The organism is uncultured Gimesia sp., assembly GCF_963976445.1.
GTDB lineage: Bacteria > Planctomycetota > Planctomycetia > Planctomycetales > Planctomycetaceae > Gimesia.
In genome coordinates this window covers 51,544-72,919 of the sequence record NZ_CAXBKP010000005.1, presented here as the reverse complement: position 1 = coordinate 72,919, position 21,376 = coordinate 51,544, and the positions used below count along the sequence as shown (strand labels likewise).

Annotated in this window: 10 protein-coding genes; 9 read left to right on the top strand and 1 reads right to left on the bottom strand. The window is 48.4% G+C overall.

The genetic code is table 11. The features are described from left to right. Positions 1–24 precede the first annotated feature (24 nt). The 8 genes from AAC022_RS07485 (at position 25) to mnmA (ending at position 16,539) form a co-directional block, all read left to right on the top strand. On the top strand, positions 25–2,838 hold the full coding sequence (locus AAC022_RS07485; RefSeq protein ID WP_339729637.1) for a multiheme c-type cytochrome: 2,814 nt from the start codon (positions 25–27) through the stop codon (positions 2,836–2,838). 67 nt (positions 2,839–2,905) lie between these two features. Then, positions 2,906–4,834, top strand: coding sequence for a CRTAC1 family protein (locus tag AAC022_RS07480; protein ID WP_339729636.1), 1,929 nt, complete (start codon positions 2,906–2,908; stop codon positions 4,832–4,834). Positions 4,835–5,260: 426 nt separating this feature from the next. After that, positions 5,261–6,559, top strand: coding sequence for a DUF1501 domain-containing protein (locus AAC022_RS07475; protein ID WP_339729635.1), 1,299 nt, complete (start codon positions 5,261–5,263; stop codon positions 6,557–6,559). 133 nt (positions 6,560–6,692) lie between these two features. Then, the gene (locus tag AAC022_RS07470) at positions 6,693–9,146 is read left to right on the top strand and encodes a PPC domain-containing protein (protein WP_339729632.1); all 2,454 of its coding nucleotides are present in this window, start codon (positions 6,693–6,695) and stop codon (positions 9,144–9,146) included. Between the two features lie 99 nt (positions 9,147–9,245). Continuing rightward, the gene (locus tag AAC022_RS07465; protein ID WP_339729630.1) at positions 9,246–11,879 is read left to right on the top strand and encodes a DUF1549 and DUF1553 domain-containing protein; all 2,634 of its coding nucleotides are present in this window, start codon (positions 9,246–9,248) and stop codon (positions 11,877–11,879) included. A gap of 74 nt (positions 11,880–11,953) precedes the next feature. Continuing rightward, positions 11,954–14,086, top strand: a complete 2,133-nt coding sequence (locus AAC022_RS07460) for a c-type cytochrome domain-containing protein (protein ID WP_339729628.1) — start codon at positions 11,954–11,956, stop codon at positions 14,084–14,086. A gap of 148 nt (positions 14,087–14,234) precedes the next feature. After that, positions 14,235–15,242, top strand: coding sequence for a cation diffusion facilitator family transporter (locus tag AAC022_RS07455; protein ID WP_339729626.1), 1,008 nt, complete (start codon positions 14,235–14,237; stop codon positions 15,240–15,242). Positions 15,243–15,429: 187 nt separating this feature from the next. Then, the gene (gene mnmA / locus AAC022_RS07450) at positions 15,430–16,539 is read left to right on the top strand and encodes a tRNA 2-thiouridine(34) synthase MnmA (protein WP_339729624.1); all 1,110 of its coding nucleotides are present in this window, start codon (positions 15,430–15,432) and stop codon (positions 16,537–16,539) included. Positions 16,540–16,545: 6 nt separating this feature from the next. On the opposite strand, the gene AAC022_RS07445 is transcribed toward mnmA, so the two are convergent. Further along, on the bottom strand, positions 16,546–19,524 hold the full coding sequence (locus AAC022_RS07445) for an MMPL family transporter (RefSeq protein ID WP_339729623.1): 2,979 nt from the start codon (positions 19,522–19,524) through the stop codon (positions 16,546–16,548). A 618-nt stretch (positions 19,525–20,142) separates the two neighbouring features. Between AAC022_RS07445 and AAC022_RS07440 the strand changes: the two genes are divergently transcribed. Continuing rightward, positions 20,143–21,294, top strand: coding sequence for a hypothetical protein (locus AAC022_RS07440; RefSeq protein WP_339729621.1), 1,152 nt, complete (start codon positions 20,143–20,145; stop codon positions 21,292–21,294). Positions 21,295–21,376: the final 82 nt, after the last annotated feature.

The following is a 21,376-nucleotide window of genomic DNA, read 5'->3' as shown; positions in this document are numbered from 1 at the left end:
TTTTGTGCAGGATCTAGTGTCATCATGAGTTCCTCTGATTCACCCGTGACAGAATCACGGCCTCGTCGCGTCGTTCGCCGCGCAGTCGGACCGAAATTGCGTAAGGTTTTCTACAGCCTTTTAATTCTGGTTGCTTTACTGGGTGCGAATTCGATCTATCTGGTCAGCATTACGCTATACGACTGGTTGAGCGGCGAGACTCTGGAAAACTGGTTTTATCAGTACATGTTTCTCGCACATTTGATCCTGGGACTGTTGCTCCTGGCGCCGTTCATTCTGTTTGGCGTTGTGCACATTTACAATACGAAAAATCGTCTCAACCGCCGCGCGGTGCGAGTCGGTTATGCACTCTTTATTACTTCCTGCCTGTTATTGATCTCTGGAATCTTATTACTACGTATCGGCTCATTCGACCTGAAAAATCCGACGGCTCGTTCCATCACCTACTGGTGCCACGTGCTTTCCCCGGTGTTTGCCCTTTGGTTGTACTGGCTGCATCGTCTGGTGGGACCCAAAATCCGCTGGAAAGTGGGGCTGTCTTACATGGGTGTGATTACCGCCATGGTGATCGGCATGTTGATGTTTCATTCGGCCGATCCGCGTAAATGGAACATGGTCGGTCCTGCTTCGGGTGAGAAATATTTCTTCCCCTCTCTGGCACGGACTTCGACCGGTGATTTCATTCCCGCCCAGGCATTGATGATGGACGACTACTGCCAGAAATGTCATCCAGACACTCACGCCGACTGGAAAAACAGCGTGCATCATATCAGCTCATTTAATAACCCAGCGTATCTGGCATCCGTCAGAGAAACGCGCAAGGTCTCTATGGAACGCGATGGGAATCTGCAGGCATCCCGTTTCTGTGCCGGCTGCCACGACCCGGTTCCCTTTTTTAGTGGCGCGTTTGATGATCCCAACTTTGATGACATTAATCATATTACGTCCCAGGCAGGAATTACCTGCACGACCTGCCACGCAATTACTCACGTCAACAGCGTTCGCGGCAACAGTGACTACACGATTGAAGAACCGATTCATTATCCCTTCGCTTACAGCGACAACCCGTTTCTGCAATGGGTGAATAATCAACTCGTGAAAGCCAAACCTGCATTCCATAAGAAAACGTTTTTGAAAGACTTGCATAAGTCCACCGAATTCTGTGGCACCTGTCATAAGGTGCATTTGCCGGAAGAACTCAATCAATATAAATTCCTGCGCGGTCAGAACCATTACGATTCCTTTTTGTTGAGCGGCGTTTCCGGACATGGAGCGAGAAGCTTTTATTATCCCCCCAAAGCCCAGGAAAATTGCAACAAGTGTCATATGCCTGCCAAACCTTCGAATGACTTTGGCGCCCGCCACTTCTATGACGCGAAAGAACTCAGCGTACATAATCACCTCTTTCCGTCGGCCAATACCGCGATTGCCGCATTACGAAATGACTCAAAAACCGTCGCCGCGCATCAGAATTTTCTTAAAGATAACCTGCGCGTCGATTTCTTCGGCATCCGGGAGGAAGGTACGATCGATGGTAAATTAATCGCACCGTTGCGACCGCAAGTTCCCGTTTTAAAACCAGGTAACAAATACCTGTTGGAAACAGTTCTCCGGACCTTAAAAGTCGGACATCATTTCACACAGGGAACAGCCGACTCAAATGAAGTCTGGCTGGATGTGACAGTCAAAAGCGGTGACCGGATTATTGGGCGCAGCGGTTCGCGTGCAGAAGATGGCACCGTCGACCCCTGGTCCCATTTTATCAATGCATTTGTCATCGACCGCGACGGTAATCGTATCGCCCGCCGAAATGCAGAAGATATTTTTGTCGCCCTTTATAATAATCAGATGCCCCCTGGAACCGGACAAACAATCCATTATGAACTAGACCTTCCAGAAGACATAACGGCTCCCGTGACCGTCGAAGCCAAGTTACAGTATCGTAAATTCGATACACACTACATGCAGTTTATCGCGGAATCTCTTGAATCCAAAGGTCAGGAACTCTCCTGGAAGAAAAAGGGCTTTCCCTATATCAATACGCTGCCTATTACAACGATTGCCTCCGATACAATTACATTTCCTGTGGAAGGAGTTACTGCCGAGGTTAAAAACAAAACGGTAGAAATCCCAGAATGGCAGCGCTGGAATGATTATGGCATCGGACTGTTCTTGAAAGGTAAAGCAGAACTGAGACAAGCTGCTGAAGCGTTCAAGCAGGTCGATCAAATGGGCCGCTACGATGGTCCATTGAATCTGGGACGCGTCTACTTCCGTGAAGGTCGATTACAGGATGCTGTTGAGATCCTACAAAAAACCGCTTCGTTTACCGATCCCCCAGCCCCCCCCTGGACGCTGGCCTGGTTGAGCGGCAAGGTGAACCAGCAACAGGGTCACCTGAAAGAAGCTGAACGCAACTTCCGCAGTGTTCTGGAAGACCAGACAGAAGAACGCACGCGACGTGGCTTTGATTTCAGCAAAGACTATGTGGTGATCAATGATCTGGGACAAAACCTGTTTGATCAGGCGAAACGGTTCCGCACTAAAGCAAATCGTGCCCAACGCAATCAGATTCTGAATCAAGCAGTCGAGCAGTTTCAGAAGACCTTGATATTAGACCCGGAAAATGTAACCGCGCATTACAGTCTGTCATTAATTTATGAACAGCTTGAAAAAACCGACCTCGCAGAACAGCATCGTAAACTGCATCAGAAGTATAAAGTGGATGATACAGCGCGAGGCCTCTCCGAGCGAAAGGCCCGTGAAAAATATCCCGCAGCCAATCATGCTGCAGAACACCCTGTGATTTATTCATTGAATCGGACGATCAAACCATAATGCATCGATTTCACCTGGCACGCTTTTTATCAAGTATTTCGTAAAAGACTATAAAAAGGACAATCAAATGGCAGATCCCGACAGTGCCAACCTTGATCCGGAACTGGAAGAAGAGCCGGAACTGGAAGAAGAGTCAGAGCAGAACGATGAATCCATCGGTCGTGCATTCTGGTACTCTCTAGCCGTGATGCTGGTCTTAGCAATCATTGGCGGGACGTTCTTCCTATTGAGCCAGCTTCGCCAGCCTGAAAATATCGTTCAGGAAACCCCCTTAGCTTTGCCGACAGAGCGAGAAATTGAAGAGATCAGGCTTCCCAAGATTCCTTTCACTGACATCACACAAGCGGCAGGCATCGACTTCGTGCATAACAACGGGGCTGCCGGCGAAAAACTGCTGCCGGAAACAATGGGAGGCGGAGCCGCTTTTTTAGATTATGATAATGACGGAGATCAGGACCTGCTGCTGGTTGGTTCAAACGAATGGCCCTGGAACCAACCACAGAAGAAAAACAGCACAAATTCCTCACTGGCTTTATATCAGAACGACGGCACCGGTAAATTCAAAGATGTCACAAGCGAGATGGGTTTGAATATTTCGCTATACGGCATGGGCGTGGCCTGTGGAGATTATGATAATGATGGTCGCATTGACCTGTTCATCTCCGCCTTGGGAACGAATCGCTTATTTAAAAACGAAGGAACACGTTTCACTGACGTTACATCGCAAGCGGGCGTCAGTGGACCCGCACAACTCTGGAGCACCAGTAGCGGCTGGTTTGATTACGACCGTGACGGCGATCTTGACTTACTGGTCTGCAACTATGTGGAATGGACGCGCGACTTTGACCGCGCACAGAACTTCACGCTCAAAGGGGGCATCCGTGCCTATGGTCGTCCGCAAAACTTTAATGGCGTTCCCCCCCTGCTCTACCAGAATCAAGGCAATGGGACATTCACTGAAGTTTCCGAACAGGCCGGTTTGAGAATTTTCACACCCGGAACGGGAGTCCCGTTAGCGAAATCATTGGGATTGAATTTCTACGATTTTGATCAGGATGGCTATCTCGATATCTTCATCACCAATGATACCGTTCAGAATTTTCTGTTTCACAATCAACAGAATGGCACCTTCACAGAAATGGCAGCAGTTTCCGGAGTTGCCTTTGATATGGATGGTAATGCGCGCGGCGCAATGGGAATTGACATCGCCCCTTTTCGAAATGATGACACATTGGGAATCGCGATTGGCAACTTTGCCAATGAAATGACGGCTCTGTATACTTCGCCCGGAAAAGAGATGCAGTTTATCGACGAAGCCGTCTCCAATGGACTCGGTCCCCAAACGCGACTGTCTCTCACGTTCGGCATTTTCTTTTTTGATGCGGACCTTGATGGACGCCTCGATCTATTCTCAGCGAATGGACATCTGGAAGAAGATATTAATATCGTGCAGGAGCGGCAGCATTACGAACAGGAACCACAACTGTTCTGGAACTGCGGTTCGCAACATGCGACAGAGTTCCTTCCTCTAGGTGAATCTCTGGTCGGTGCCGATTTTGTACGACCTTTGGTCGGCCGTGGAGCAACATTCGGAGATATTGATAATGACGGTGATCTGGACCTACTGGTCATGAACGCAGGTAATACGCCACGATTGTTACGGAACGATCAACAAACGGGCCACCATTGGATTCGTTTTCAGCTCACAAGTGATCCCCCAGAGGGAGACAAAGGCGCTTCCCCGGTTTCCAGCCATGATGCATTCGGGGCGCAGATTCAGGTCGAAACGCAATCAGACGTACAAAGTCGGTTCGTAATGCCGACTCGGAGCTATCTGTCACAAACTGAACTCCCCGTTACCTTTGGGTTGGGTAATGAAACGGAAATCGCGTCCGTAACTATCAAGTGGCCTTCCGGAAAGACAGCAAAATGGGATAATCTAGAAGTGGATCAGTTCTATCAGATATCAGAGCAAAAAGGCCTTGTTGCGAAATAAAAACATCCTGTTTTACCGATGTTACTATTTTCGCTGACTTGGTAGAAATGAGTAAGAATTCCTTGACAGACTCGCATCAACCTTGTCTGATATATCCTGCGTTAAAGTAGCCGAATAACGAACGGTTTCGAAAATTGTCCTTGAATTACAGAGTGTAGATTTGGCATAATACGTAGTAGGTGGTTTTAAACGATTCCTCCCCCCCACTGGATTAATGTGTTAGAATTAGAAAACATTACCAGAGCCGCCTACTAATTAACTCTGATATTACGAGTAAAGATCAGAGCCATCCGCCAGCTAAACTGGCTATAGTCCAACCCGATAAGATGAGTGCTCAAACCAAAATACGAAGTGTTAAGCCTCTGACCTACATAGAGCCATAAACCCGACACAACTTATCCCCACCCTGAAAATGGAGATTTCACTATGAGCTTGAAACAATCGCGTCGCGACTTTTTGCATGTTGGCTTTGCGGGCGGAATCGGGCTGACTCTGCCTCAATTTCTTCGCATGAAAAGTGCACAGGCAGAATTGAAACACTATGACAGTAAAGAAGGTACTGCAAAATCAGTCATCTTCATCTACCTGCCAGGTGGTGCCGCACATCAGGAAACATGGGATCCTAAGCCCTATGCACCGGTCGAATACCGTGGGCCAATGAATTCGATCGACACCAACGTCTCTGGGGTACGGTTGAATGAAAAGCTGGTCAAGACAGCACAGCAGATGGATAAACTGACCATCTGCCGTTCCATGTCTCACGGCGAAGCGGCACACGAACGGGGAACACATAACATGTTCACCGGCTATCGTCCCAGCCCTGCTCTGCAGTTCCCCAGTATGGGAAGTGTCGTTACACATGAATTTGGGCCGAAGAATAACATGCCACAATATGTGTGCATTCCAAACCAGCCCAACGAATTTGCTGGTACAGGTTACTTGAGTTCATCCTTTGCCCCATTCAGTGTTGGATCAGATCCCGCATCCAATGGCTTCAAAGTGCGTGACCTGAATCTGCCTGGTGGTGTTGACACCAATCGATTTACTCGTCGTCGCTCCCTATTGGATTCCGTCAACGAGTACTTCGTTTCCAAAGAAAAATCAGACTCTCTGGATGCCGTCGATACATTTTACAAACAAGCCTATGATATGGTCTCTTCCAAAGCATCGCAGGAAGCCTTCGATCTGAATAAAGAAGATGCGAAAGTACGTGATGCTTATGGTCGAAATCAGGCTGGTTCTCGAATGCTGCTGTCTCGACGCCTTGTCGAAGCGGGTGCACGTTTCGTGACCATGACCTATGGCGGCTGGGATATGCATGACCGAATTCAAACGGGGATCTCAAACAGCTTACCCTCTTTCGACCAGGCTTTCTCCACGCTGATCTCAGATCTGAGTGATCGTGGACTGTTAAAGAGCACTCTGGTTTGTGTCTGTAGTGAATTCGGACGAACACCAAAAATCAATGCGACTGCCGGCCGAGACCATTGGCCGAAAGTCTTCAGTGTTGTCATGGCCGGTGGTGGTATCAAAGGGGGACAGGTCTATGGTGCCTCTGACGCAATCGCCAGTGAACCAGAAGATAATCCACTTTCCGTAATGGACTGGGCAACCACGATCTACCATTGCATGGGAATTGTTTCTGATAAAGAACTGATGGCACCTGGTGACCGGCCCATCGAAATTGTTAATGGCGGTAAAGTCATCAAAGACCTGCTTGTCTGAGCCAGACAATATACGAACGACTTGATTGAAACAGAATTGTTAGCACGGGTTTGTTTACTCGTGCTAACATTCTTATTCAAGCGAAAATAAAACTGATTCTCTTACATCAACATTTCCAAGGGGGGGAACCGTGATGCTGCAGAAGTACAGATCTGTTTGCACCGGAATTTTGACTATCGCACTGAGCCTGGTACTCGTGGATCTCGCCGAGGCAGCTGACCCGGGCCTGAGTTCCGTTCGTCCGCGCGGTGGACAACGAGGAACGGAAGTTAGTCTCACATTCTTTGGAGCCCGACTATCCGATGCCGTCGAAATTCTTTCGTACAAAAAAGGGTTCGAGTTTAAAGAGATCAAGGCCAACCCCAAAAACGCCAACGTGTGCACTGCAATTGTAAAAATTGCCCCTGACTGCGATCTGGGTGAGCATACTTTCCAGGTGCGTACCAAAAGTGGAGTCTCAGATTACAAAACGTTCTGGGTCGGACAATTCCCAGAAGTGGCAGAAAAAGAGCCCAACAGCGAATTCGAAACACCGCAGCCGGTCGAGTTAAACCATACTGTCACTGGCGTCATTCAGAATGAAGATGTGGATTACTTTGTCGTCACAGCTAAAAAAGGACAACGTATCTCAGCAGAAATCGAAGGCATACGTCTGGCAACAACTCTGCTCGACCCTTACCTCGCGATTCTCGATGAAAAACGTTTTGAATTAAAAGCAGAAGACGACCTGCCTCTTCTGAGAAATGACTCTGCAATTTCCGTCATCGCTCCTGCTGATGGAAAATACACGATCCTGGTTCGTGACAGCTCTTACGGTGGAAATGGTGCAGCCTTCTATCGTCTGCACGTCGGAACGTATCCCCGTCCTACAGCCGTTTACCCGGCTGGTGGCCAGTTAGCCACAAAACAAAAAGTTACCTTTAAAGGGAATACGGTTGATAATCTTGTACAGGAATTTCAACTGCCTGATAAACCCAATGATGAATTTGAACTCTTCGCGGCTGACGCGGGAGGAAGTGCTCCTTCTGGTAACGTGTTCCGCCTGTTCCCGCATGGTAACTCAATGGAGCAGGAACCAAACAACGAATTCAAACTGGCCTCACCTGCAGCGCTTCCGAATGCCTTTAACGGCATCATTGAAAAAGAGGGAGACGTTGATTACTTCAAGTTCCAAGGCAAGAAGGATCAGACACTGGAAATCGAATGTTACGCACGTCGCGTTCGCTCGCCGCTGGACCCGGTAATGTACCTGTATGATGCGAAGTCAAAAAGAGTCGCCTCGAATGATGATTCACGTGGCCCGGACAGTTACTTCCGTTACAAATTCCCTGCAGACGGTGAATATTTTCTCTCGATTACCGATCATCTCGCCCGTGGTGGTGCCGATTTTGTCTACCGTATCGAAATGCTTCCCGTTTCTCCGTCACTAGAACTGGGCATTCCCAGAAATGCCCGTTATTCCCAGGAACGACAGCGTATTGTAGTAGCCAAGGGCAACCGCTTCGCAGTCGTGGTCAGTGCCAAACGAGCAAACTTTGGTGGAGAAATTGTTCTCGACTCATCGAACCTTCCTAAAGGTATCAAAATGGTTGCCGAACCAATGGCAGCCAATTTAACCACAATGCCTGTTGTCTTTGAAGCAGCCGCTGATGCTCCTGTAGAAGGTCAGTTGATTGAACTCAAAGGACGGCACGCCGATCCCAAACAGAAAATTGAAGGTGTTTTTCAGAACCGGGCTGATCTGGTTCGCGTCCGTAACAATCAGTTGCTGTGGATGAAAGATGTCGCTCAAATTCCTGTCACCGTTGTGGATGAGCTCCCCTTCAAACTCGATATTGTAGAACCCAAAGCACCTCTGGCCCGCAATGGTTCCCTGCAGCTGAAAGTGGTAGTTACCCGTAAAGAAGGCTTTGTCGAACCGATCACACTGCAGTTTCCTTTCCGTCCGCCGGGAGTGGGCGCTTCCAGTCGCGTCACGATCCCTAAAGGGAAAAATGAAGTCTTCTATCCCCTGAATGCGAATAGCAAAGCAGAGATCAAGAAGTGGAAAGTATTCGTCATCGGTTCTGCAAACGTGGGTGGTAATTCCTGGGTTTCTTCTCAATTGGCTAACTTGGAAGTCTCTGACTCCTTTGTCGATCTCCAATTGGCGCGTACTGCTGTCGAGCAGGGAAAAGAAACAGAAATCATCTGCAAGGTCACTATGAAGAACCCGTTTGAAGGCGATGCAAAAATTAAACTGATTGGCCTGCCCCCCAAGGTCACGACCGAAGACATCTCCTTTAATAAAGAGAGTAAAGAGCTGATCTTCAAGGTAAAAACTGACCCCGCTTCGCCACAAGGACGGCACAAGAGCCTGTTCTGTCAGGTGGAGATCCCCATGAATGGCGAAACCGTCGTACATACCACAGGTCGGACTGAACTGCGGATCGATAAGCCACTGCCCCCTAAAAAAGACGAACCTGCCAAACCAAAAGTGGTCGTGAAAAAAGTGGAGCCGAAAAAAGAAGCGCCTCCCAAGCGACTGACACGACTGGAACAACTTCGCTTAGAAGCCCAGAAACGTCTGGAATCCGGTACAAAATAAATCCATAACCAATAGTTCGCTCAGTTACTCAATAACGGAACTCTTAGTTTATATCACCTTCCTCAACTAATTCCTGTTGACGAAAAAAGGTTTTCGATTATGTGGCGTCATCAAAATTTATTTCGTAGTGTTCTCGCTCTAATGTTTATCGTCAGTGGGCTCTCGCTCACAATCGCAGATGATAAAGCACAACCAGCGAAACCCGCTCCGGCGAAGCCTGCCGCGACTCCGGCTCCTGCAAAGCCTGCCCCGGCAAAACCTGCTGAAGTGAAACCAGCACCCGCAAAGCCGGCTGAAACGAAACCGGCTCCCGCGAAACCTGCAACACCGAAACCTGCAACTCCTAAGCCAGCGCCGGCGAAACCAGCTCCGAAAATGATAAAATTGAATGTTTATCCTCTGGACATTCAACTCACCACAAGCCGCGATCGGCAGTCAATCATTGGCCAGGCTGTTTTTGATAATGGGCTCACACAAGATGTCACCAGTCAGTTACAAATTAAACCTGCCAAAGCAGGCATTGTACGGGTTGATAAAAACATAGTTTATCCCGCCGGCGATGGTGAAACGGATCTGCTTGCCAGCTTCGGCGGTGCGACGATTAAACTGCACTCAAAAGTAGTGAAATCGAAAGAAGACCAACCAGTTAGTTTCAATCTGGACGTGATGCCCACCTTTATGCGTGGTGGCTGTAATACCGGAAGCTGCCACGGTGCCGCCCGTGGAAAAGATGGATTCCGACTTTCTCTCTTTGGATTCGACCCCAAGGGGGACTATGATCGTCTGACACGTGAACTCAGCGGGCGGCGCATCAACCTCAGTCTGCCTCGAGAAAGTCTGTTGCTTGAAAAAGCCATCGGTGCTGTCCCGCATACGGGTGGTAAGCTGTACGAAAAAGACTCCGAACTCTACACACAAACACTCCGCTGGTTACAAGCAGGGGCTCCCTACGATGCTGGTGCAATTCCCACCGTTACCAAAGTGGATATCTACCCTGAAGGTGGGGTCATGGACGGCAAAGGAACCAAACAACAGGTTGCTGTGCTCGCCTATTATTCTGATGGTACAACGCGCGATGTGACTGCGCTCTCTTCATTCTCTTCCAACAACGATAACTCGGCCACGATCACCAAAAATGGTTTGATTACTGCAAATAATCGAGGCGAAGCTTTTGTCATGGCCCGCTTCGATACACATACGGTTGGATCACACTTTGTAGTATTACCCAAGGGGCTCAATTTCGAATGGCCGAATATCCCAGAATACAATTACGTCGATACTCTGATTCATAACAAACTAAAAAAGCTCCGGGTCGTTCCTTCTGAAGTCTGTTCCGATGCAGAATATCTGCGTCGTGCCAGCCTTGATATCTGTGGCGTCCTGCCCACGATCGAAGAGTTTAACCAATTCGCAGCTGACAAAGATCCCAAGAAACGAGACAAGCTCGTTGACAGGCTTTTGAACCGCAAAGAGTTCGTGGAAATGTGGGTCATGAAGTGGTCAGAGCTGTTACAGATCCGCACAGTCAATAATCGGATCAGCTATAAATCAGCGCTGCTGTATTACAACTGGCTGCAAGAACGGATCGCATCCAATGTGCCCATTAACATCATGATCCAGGAAATCCTGGGATCAACCGGTGGTACATTCGCCAACGCAGCGACAAACTACTACGAAAATGAACGGGACACATTAAAAGTATCTGAAAACGTAGCCCAGGTCTTTATGGGAATGCGGATTCAATGTGCTCAGTGTCATAACCACCCCTTTGACCGCTGGACGATGAACGATTACTACAGCTTCGCCGCATTCTTCTCGCAAATCGGCCGCAAAGGGAGTGAAGACCCGCGTGAATCCATTATTTATAACCGGGGTAGCGGAGACGTTCGGCACTTGGTTGATAAACGTGTTATGAAGCCAAAATTCCTTGGTGGTGCAGAACCTGATACACGCGGTAAAGACCGTCGCGTGATTCTTGCCCAATGGCTGGCATCCAATGACAACCCTTACTTCGCCACAAACTTGAGCAACATTGTCTGGGCACACTTTCTCGGAAAGGGAATCATTAACGAAGTAGATGATGTTCGTGTCAGTAATCCCCCCGTAAATCCGGAATTACTGAATGAGCTCGCCAAACGCTTTACCGAATACAATTATGACTTCAAGAAAGTCGTGCGTGACATCTGTACTTCACGAACTTACCAACTCTCCACCCAGACCAAACCATCAAATGAACGCGATCTGACTAACTTTTCTCATGCACTGCCGCGACGTATGCGGGCTGAAGTGCTATTGGACTGTATCTCTCAGGTCACGAGTGCTCCGAACAAATTCCGCGGACTCCCTCTTGGTGCCCGTGCTGTTCAGATTGCAGACGGAAATACTTCGACGTACTTCCTGACAACATTTGGTCGTGCCAAACGCGATACTGTCTGTTCGTGTGAAGTTCGAATGGAGCCCAGTCTTTCACAGGCACTACACCTGTTGAACGGCGATACCGTTAACAACAAGATCGTCCAAGGCAAGTTTGTGGCATCCCGACTCAAAGCCGGAAAAAAACCACTGGAAGTGATCGACGAGATGTATATTTCCTGTCTATCTCGTAAGCCCACTGACAAAGAATATTCATCCTTGATTCAGGTACTTGATGAAAACAAGAAAGATGAAGCCAATACGTTGAACGATGTTTTCTGGTCATTATTGAATTCAAGAGAATTCATCTTTAATCATTAATCCAGCCCCCTTGTATCAACTTATCAACTTCAGGGAACTCCGACAGGAACTCCACTTTTAATATGGTTACGACTATGAATAAATTATTTTCTGATCACTGTTGTCATCAAATCTGCAAGCCACTTGTGATTGCCGGTTTGATCGTATCGCTGATGTCATCAGCACTCTTCGCTGAAGATAAAAAGCCAACAGATAAAAAGAAGGTAAAAATCACATTTGACGAACACATCAAGCCGATTTTTCGCGCGAAATGTTTCGCCTGTCATAACACTGACAAAAAAGCATCTGGCCTGGATCTGACAAACTATACCGGTTTGATGCAAGGTGGTGCTGCCGGTGAGTCGATCGAACCTGGTGATGCAGGTGGCAGCTATTTATACATGCTGGTCACACATGAATCCGAACCATTCATGCCACCAAAATCTGATAAAATGCCCGATAAGGAAATCGCCTTGATCCAGCAGTGGATTGACGGTGGTGCTCCGGAAAATTCAGGCAGTAAAGTGGTCATTAAAAAACCTAAATTCGACTTTGCATTGAAAGGAGCATCTTCGGGCAAACCCCAAGGGCCTCCACCAATGCCCCCTCGCTTAAGCCTGGAACCGGTTGTTCATACCAGTCTTTCAACAGCGGTGACTGCCCTCGCGACCAATCCCTGGTCTCCGTTAGCTGCGGTTGCCGGCCAAAAACAAATTCTGCTTTACAACACAAAAACCTTACAATTATTAGGCGTACTACCGTTCCCGGAAGGCGTCCCTCAGGTTCTGAAATTCAGCCGAAATGGTAGTTTACTTCTGGCTGGTGGTGGTCACGCTGCAGCCAGTGGTCGGGTTGTTGTCTGGGATGTAAAAACAGGAAAGCGCCTGTTTGAAGTCGGTGATGAACTTGATTCAGTCCTCTGTGCCGACATCAGTTCAGATCAGAGATTTATTGCTCTGGGAAGCCCCAGTAAAGTCATTCGTGTTTACTCAACCAGCACCGGAGAACTTGCTTATGAAATCCGTAAGCACACCGACTGGATGAGCTCACTCGCTTTCAGCCCGGATTCGGTTCTGCTGTGTTCGGGAGACCGCAATGGTGGCGCCTTTGTCTGGGAAGCCGCCACAGGGAGTGAGTACCTGACTTTAAAAGGACACAAAGGCGGTATCACGGGAATCAGCTGGCGTTCAGATTCAAATATCGTTGCTACCAGCAGTGAAGATCAGTCGGTCAAACTCTGGGAACTGGAAAACGGAACTAACATCAAGTCTTGGAACGCACATGGCGGCGGAACATCTAGCGTCGAATTCGCCCGCGATGGGCGACTTGTAACGTGTGGACGCGACCGTGTTGCTAAAATCTGGGATCAGGCAGGAAAGCAATTGAGAGCCTTTCCCGCTTTTGCTGATATCGCTGTTGGCGTCACAATTTGCGATGAAACCAACTCTGTAATTGCCAGCGACTGGACTGGGAAAATCAAAGTCTGGAATGCTGCCGATGGAAAAGATGTTGGCGAGCTCACTGCCAACCCGGTACAACTGACTCAGCGCCTGGCTTCAGCCACCGCCAGTCTGCAGGCGTCACAGACAAATCAGCAGAAACTCTTGGCTGCCGCTCAGGCAGATCAGGCAGCAGTCGCCAAAATCAATGCTGACATCGCTGCCACTCAAAAACAGCAAACAGATCTGCAAAACAACTTAAATGGACTGAATGGAAACCTGGCGGCTGCTCAAAAAGCAGTAGCGGCTGCCCAGACAAGTACCACCAATTCCACCAAACAAATCGCTGCGATTGAAGCACCGCTGCCCGCCATTAAAGAAGCACACGCGAAAGCCGATGCTGTCAGTAAACAGGTGGCTGGTGACAAAGAACTGGCAGAAGCTGCTGCAAAACTCAAAGCGGCAATCGACAAACGGGAAGCAGCCAAAGCTGCAGAACAGAAAAACCTGGCGACGCATCAGGCGGCAGTCAAAGCCAATCAACAAAAGATTGCGACATACACTCCGCAGATCAAGCAGACGACCGATGCCCTGAATGCTGCGAAAGCCAAAGTAGCCGCCATTCAGAAAACATTGAAACCTGCAACCGACAAAGCAACGGCTTCTCAAAACGCAGCCAATGCGGCAGCTGCTGCTCTGGCGGCAGTACAAAATGAAGTCAAACGCTGGCAAACCGAAATTGAATTTGCTAAGAAACTCAATAATGCTCAGGCCAGCGCCGCGAAATAAGTAAGCTCTTGATTCAAAAAAGCCCCTCGAATGAACGATCGAGGGGCTTTTTTTGCGCAGCCGCCAATGGCACTTACCAGCCTATTCTGTTATTTTAATTAACAATCTAACAGCGAGAACGCATCAGATACAAAAGGAGCAGGTCAAGATGGCACAAAGTAATTCCCGGTTTGCGGTGATCGCCGCATTAGTGGGGAATGGGGTAATTACAGTCGTAAAAGGAGCCACGTTTCTGATCACCGGCTCTGGAGCGATGCTTTCAGAAACGATTCACTCCGTCGCTGACTTTTTAAACCAGCTGTTATTACTCATCGGGTTAGTGCGTGCCGATCAGGCCCCTGACAAACGATTTGAATATGGTTACGCCGGCGAACGCTATGTCTGGGCGTTGATCTCTGCAGTGGGGATCTTCTTTTTAGGGTGTGGCGTTACCATTTATCACGGCGTGCAATCACTGTTTCATCCTCCCACACTGGATATGGGAGAAATGAAGTGGGCCATTGCTGCCCTGCTGTTTGCGCTCGTAATCGATGGAATTGTGTTTATTCTTGCTCTGAAAGGGGAATGGAAAAATGCAGCCAGCCACAGTCGCCCCTTTCATCATTATCTACGCCACGAAGCTGACCCTGCTTCCGTCGCTGTTATTTTGGAAGATGGTGCTGCCTGTCTGGGTGTGTTGATTGCTCTCGCATCAATTCTATTGACCCAGTGGACAGGGCATCATTACTGGGATGCGATCGGCTCCATCAGCATTGGGGTCCTCTTAGGCGGCATCGCTGTCTGGCTTATCATTCGTAATCAAGAACTATTAGTGGGGCCCAGTATTCCCCCTCAAACAAGGGAGCAAGTGATTCGCATCCTTAAAAATAATCCACTGGTCGAAGAGGTAATTGATCTCCGGTCACGCATTCTTTCTATTGATAATTATCGAATCAAAGCCGACCTAAGTTTTAATTCGAATGAACTGGCCAAACGCCTTAAAAAGAAAGTACTCGCCGCTTATCCAGAAATTAAAACCGAACAAGACTTCGAGATTTTTTGTCAGAAGTATACACAGTATGTACTTGATACTCTGGCTGAAGAGATCGATAAAATTGAAGCGGAGATTCAACGGCAGGTCCCGGAAGCACAACACCTAGATCTGGAAGCCAACTGAACGGGTGCCGAGACGATTCTTGAGTATCATCCTTTCAGAGAACGGTTTTGAACTCCAGTCCGTCATATTCAAATGAAATCAGCGGTTTCCTCGGTCTTCCTGCCTGTGATCGCATCTATGGCTGCCTATAATAGAGCAAGATACTTTCTGATGGCTTCTTTCTAATTTTATATTGAGTTTTTCTGATATGTCCCAGCGTGTTGTTTTGGCGATGAGTGGTGGTGTCGACAGTTCCGCAGCCGCTCATTTATTATTGGAACAAGGCTACGAAGTGATTGGGCTGTTTATGCGGTCCGGTGCGGCTGAAGAAACGACCTGCGCTGTCGAGGATAAAAACAGTCTGCCCGTGCTCAATGTGAAAGCACACAAGCAAGGTTGCTGCTCAGCCAGTGACGCCGCCGATGCCCGGCGTGTCGCTGACATGCTGGATATTCCATTCCATGCCCTCAACTTCCAAGACGCATTCGGACGCATCAAAGATTACTTTGCCGATGAATATCTGGCTGGCCGCACTCCCAATCCCTGTGTGATGTGTAACAACTGGCTCAAGTTCGGAAAACTCTGGGATTTTGCCGAACAAGTCGGCGCGTCTTATATTTCAACCGGACATTATGCACAGTTGAATCCCATTGCAGGAGAAGATCGGCCGGCACTGGTACGCGGCCTTGACCGTTCGAAAGACCAGTCATATGTCCTCTTTGGAATTCACCCAGACCTGCTGGATAAAATTATCTTTCCCGTTGGTGGTTTTGTGAAACCAGACATTCGGGAGCTGGCAGGAGAAGCGGGCTTGCGCACGGCCAATAAGCCAGACAGTCAGGAAATCTGTTTCATCCCCGACAATGATTATTTCGGTTTTCTGAATCGCTATCGCGGCGAGCAGGATACAGCAGGAGAAATGGTTGACACGCAAGGGAACGTCGTCGGCCAGCATACCGGCTACGAAAATTATACCATTGGTCAACGTAAACGACTGGGAGTTGCGTTTGGAACACCACGGTTTGTGATTAAAATCGAACCGGAAACCAATCGCGTGGTTATTGGAACTCGCGAGGATCTGGCCCGTAAAACCTTAGAAGCCAATCGCAGTAACTGGCTGATTGATAGTCCCGGCTCTGAATTACGCTGTCAGGCGCAAATTCGCTATCACCATAAAGAAGCAGACTGCACCGTAAAGATTCTCGATGAAGAACGTTTCGATGTTACATTCGATGATCCGGAATATGGTGTTGCGCCAGGTCAGGCCGTCGTGCTGTATGATCAGGATCGCGTGCTCGGTGGCGGCTGGATTATGTAAGCTCGATCAGGCAGCCGCTTCGGCTTCCATTCGGTCACGATTCTGCCGCTTTTTCTTACGGTTACTTTGTTGATCGTCGACATCATCTATGCTTACTGAATCAGTGGCTTGTGAACGATTTGAAATCCAGGTCAACAGTGCCGGCAATGTGACCAGAGAAACAAACAGACAACAGCCGACTCCAATCACAAGGACCAGACCGACGCTATACAGTCCGCGGTGTGTCGCTACCATCATGCTGCCGAAACCGATCATGGATGTCAGCGAGGTCAGGACAATCGCATTGATCGTGCTGGGCGAAGTCTTGTAGTCGCCGCGTTTCATTCGGAAATCATGCACCACGTGTACGCCATCATCAACACCAATGCCTAAAATCAGAGGCAGTACAATCAAATTCGCCGGATTCAAATCAATCGAGGTCATCGCCAGAATGCCGAACATGACAATCCCTCCCACCACAGGTGGAAGCATTGTTAAAAACATATGTCCGACGCTTTGCCGGTCTAAAACAAATGCAACGCCGAGACACATTATCAGAAACAGACCAATGGCCCCTTCAACACTGATAGGCGTTCCCCGATTAAACAAAATAAACCAGATACAAACAGCCAGAAGGATGGCGGGAACCATCGCCAATACAGCATGACGGCGGCTTAAATAGTCTATCAACAATACCACACAAATCACGGCAAGAGCATAAATAGAGGCGGTCTTATAACTGACTTTGATCTGCTGAGCCGCTTCATAGTTTTGTAACGGCGTCCCCGTTACATCCGGATCAACAGAACGCACATCCTTTACAAACGCCTCCAGCGGCTCGATCTCCCAGATATGATCGCGGGGGTAGATCTGAATCAGCCATTTTCCTTCGGCACTGACAAACCGAGATGTCAGCGCTCGGGGAAGATCTGAAAAACGTACTGGCGTTGAATCAGAAGCACCATGCAGGGCTTTGAACTGGCCTAGTAAGGAAGCCGTCGTTCGATACTGAAACTCATCCAGAAATCGGGACTGTTGTGCTAGAGTCATTGATTCAAAATGGTTTAAAAACCGATCGAGGACACGTGCTGTTGATTGTGCAGTCGGATGTTTATAACGAGATAATAAAACATAAAACTGTTCGAGTTTTCGTCCAATATTCGAGGGATTGAGTCGATTGACTGGGGGAATATTGCGAGGCAGATGAGCCAACTGAGCCCGAAACGACTGGACCAGCAAATTCGTTTCTTGAGAGGAATGAGCGGGCACACGAGAAGCGAGTTCTTCCACATGATTGACCGTGGGTAACGCTTCAAATTTTTTACGTAGTGCACGCGCTTCTTCGGGGCTGTCAGCGACCGCAACAGCAAATAAAAGCGAATTCTGCGCGTCGTTAAAGATCCGTTTCTGTACTTCAACCGACTCCAGGCCAGCAGCCTGCAGGTTGAGCAGATTGTAGTCATAGACCACTTTTGAAGACCAGCCATCGTCCGTTTTTTGAATCATCTGGCTGGCACAAAAGGCAACGACAGCCAGAGATCCCAACGCGACGCCGCGCGGAAACCGCACAATCATTTTCTGCAGCCATTTTCCCTGGAAAGGGGTTGGCATCTGTTTGACTTCCACATCCCGGTCGGCCCGCGACAAAAGAGCCGGCAAGACGATAAACGTCGCCAGGGCACACAGAAGAATCCCACCACCGCCAATAAATCCAAGTTCGGCGATCCCCAGAAAGGGAGTCAGCCCTGCACAATAAAAGGCTAACGCCGTGGTCACGGCGGCAGCGACAATCCCCGTACCCACGGTACGAGAAGTTTGCAGCAGTGCGGGTTCCAGGTCTTCACCACGGTGACGTAGTTCAATATATCGTGCTAGATAATGAATACCGAAATCAATACCCAATCCGATCAGAATTACGGCGAAAGAGACCGAGAGAATATTCAAATGCCCAATTGTTAACGTCGTGTATCCAAAGGCCCACGCCATACCGGCAGCCAGCATAATTAATGTTAATAACGGGTGGCGAATTCCCCGAAACCCGATAAACAGCAGTAAACCAACTCCGATACAGGAGATAATTGAGGCATTGATCATATCTGCCTGAGACTTGCGCATCTCATCATTTTCGAGTACCGGAATCCCGGTCAGGCTGATTTTTGCTTCGGGGTTCTCGGCTACCACTTCACCAATAAGGGTCCGCATTTTTTCGATGGCTTTGGTTGCCCCATCAAAGCCACCTTCCTGATGCACGGGAAAGACTTTGAGAAAGCCCATAGTCCCATTATCATTCAGTAGATAGATCACTTCCTGTGATCGCTCGCGCATACGTTCATTGACAGGTACAATTGAAGGCCAGGGAGACTGAAAATCACTCTGATCGGCCAGATAACGCGCCATACTCGTCGAGAGAATCGCCGCATGGTTGAACAGCGGCTCTAAAGATTGCTCTCTGTCAGAACCACGATAACTGGCCGACCGCGATTGAATCTGATAACGCAATCGATCATAAAGCAAGTCAACCTGTGTCAGATCCCAGCGTCCGTTACGGTAAATCGGACCGTATTCGTCCAGTCGTTCCAAACCGGTTTGCAACTGACGGGGTGTCAGATATTGCAATCCCTTCGAAGGTAGATCGCCGGGATTAATCTGATACAGAGGATTTTCAAATAATTCCGGATGCTGTTCAATACGTTGCCCCAAAGTCCGTAAGACAAATTTAATGGACTCGGGATTTTCAGACTCAACAACACAGACGAGATCAGAAGAGCTGCCAAAGCTCTCGGTATAATTAATCCACTTTTTATGAAAGGCAGCGGTGGGATCAATCAGATCCGCACGATCTGTTTTGAACTCCAGGCGGAATACCGTCAGTAACACACAACCAATGGAAACAATCAGCGCAAACGACAGGCTGAGCTTGGAGTGAGAGACCACAAACTGGGTCATCGCAGCCAACGTCTCGCTGAGAAACGACCGTTCCTGATTGTCGGGGGAGAGATTATCCACAGAACACTTCCGTGTGTTACTTAAATCGATCTCTCGTTCGATCTTAACAACCGGGTAGAAGTGAAGGGATCGAGTAAATGAGAGTGTTTACCGTATATGAAACAAATGATTTTACAGCAATTTCCTTATTGCCGACAACATGAATCTTGCCACTATTAAAGATGTAAGTCTATTAAAATCAGATCTTTAATACATATCAGATCATACCATGTCAGATCATCGCTTGAATACATGCTATCGAGGAGGAACCTCCTAAAAATACGTACGTATTATGCCCGATAACAAAGATTTCATCGGCTATCTGATATTCGCAGGATCAACTTTCTCTGATAATCCACTGAAACCGGCTCTAAATTTTTGGCAGTCTAGCTAACTACCAAAAAGGTTCGATTTCCATAACTCTTTTGAAAGCATGCAATTACAGACAATTCGATACTATTCAACCAACTCCCTGTCGGCATTTGGCTGAATCCGACTTGACCCCAATTTCAATATTTCATAAAAAACCTTCCCCATCGCAATGGTTGGCTAGCGAGCCTTAGCTTGACCGGACATTGCACACTTCACTTTACTCTTTCAAATACCCCCTCTCAAAGACTCTCTTTGTAGGACATGCTCATGTTAAAACGCGTTATCAGTTCAATTCCCGTAGTGGGAATTACAATGTTTTCTTTAGCTGCAGGTACTGCACAGGCTCAGTGGCTGCCCTTTAACAACTGTAATTCCTGTGCACCACCACCAGTCGTCCAAAATTGCTGTCCACAGCCAGTGGTACAGTGTCCGATTCCAGTGACCCAGACCACCTATCGACAGGTGCCGGTTACTGAATATCGTCCTGTCCAGCAGACAGTGATGAAACCCGTTATGGAAACCAAATACGTCGATCAGCAAGTCACCGCATATCGTCAGGTGATGGAGCCCAGAACAGTGGATGTACCTTGCACCACCTATCAGAATGTGACAGAGTGCAAACAAGTCCAAAAAGACATGGGACGCTGGGTCACACAACGTCAGTGTGTCCCTCGTGTCGCACCCTGTTCGTACGATAGTCGCCCGAACCTCATGGGCTGGATGAACCGGACTGGTTACTCCATGCGAATGGCGTTCACACCGCAATACAAAACGAGCAGACACTATGTGCCGAATGTGGTCACACAGAACGTGCCTGTCACACGTCAGGTCGCCATGCATCAGACTCGCAAAGTGACTTACAACGTGGCACGCATGGTACCTTACACGACCACTCGTAAGGTTGCTGTGAACTCAACACGTTATGTAAAAACGACAGTCACCGCTATGAAGCCAGTTACTGTGATGCGATCCATTCCGACCACTCGCACCGCTTATGTCTACCCATCCAATGGTGGATTTAATGGAACTGCAACCGCGCTACTACCCTCACCTGAGCCTTACACCTCAGCAAGAGCACTTGAGCCAATTCGAAAACGATCGGCTTTGAACAAGAAAAATTATGACGATTCGTTTGATGCAAACGGAGAACCTTACAAACGTGATCCCGAGTCTGATCCACGACGATCCAGCCTGGATGACGATTCTTCGATCCGTCGCTCTTCTTACGAAGTCCCTCAGGAATCAACGGCTCCGGCATTTCCCCCCACACGTCGTGCCGGATATGAACCTGATACATCAGAGAGACCGCTGCCATCAATCGTTCGTGCCAGTGGCTGGACGCGTCGCGTGCCACGCTCTGAAAAAACTGCACCGGTTACATCGAACAGCAATATTACCGTCGCACAACGAACCCCCTGATTCAAAGTATAAAACATGAGCACTTTGAAGTGCATGGGCTCACTCGTCGAACTTCGATTCGACGAGTGTTTTTTTATGCGCT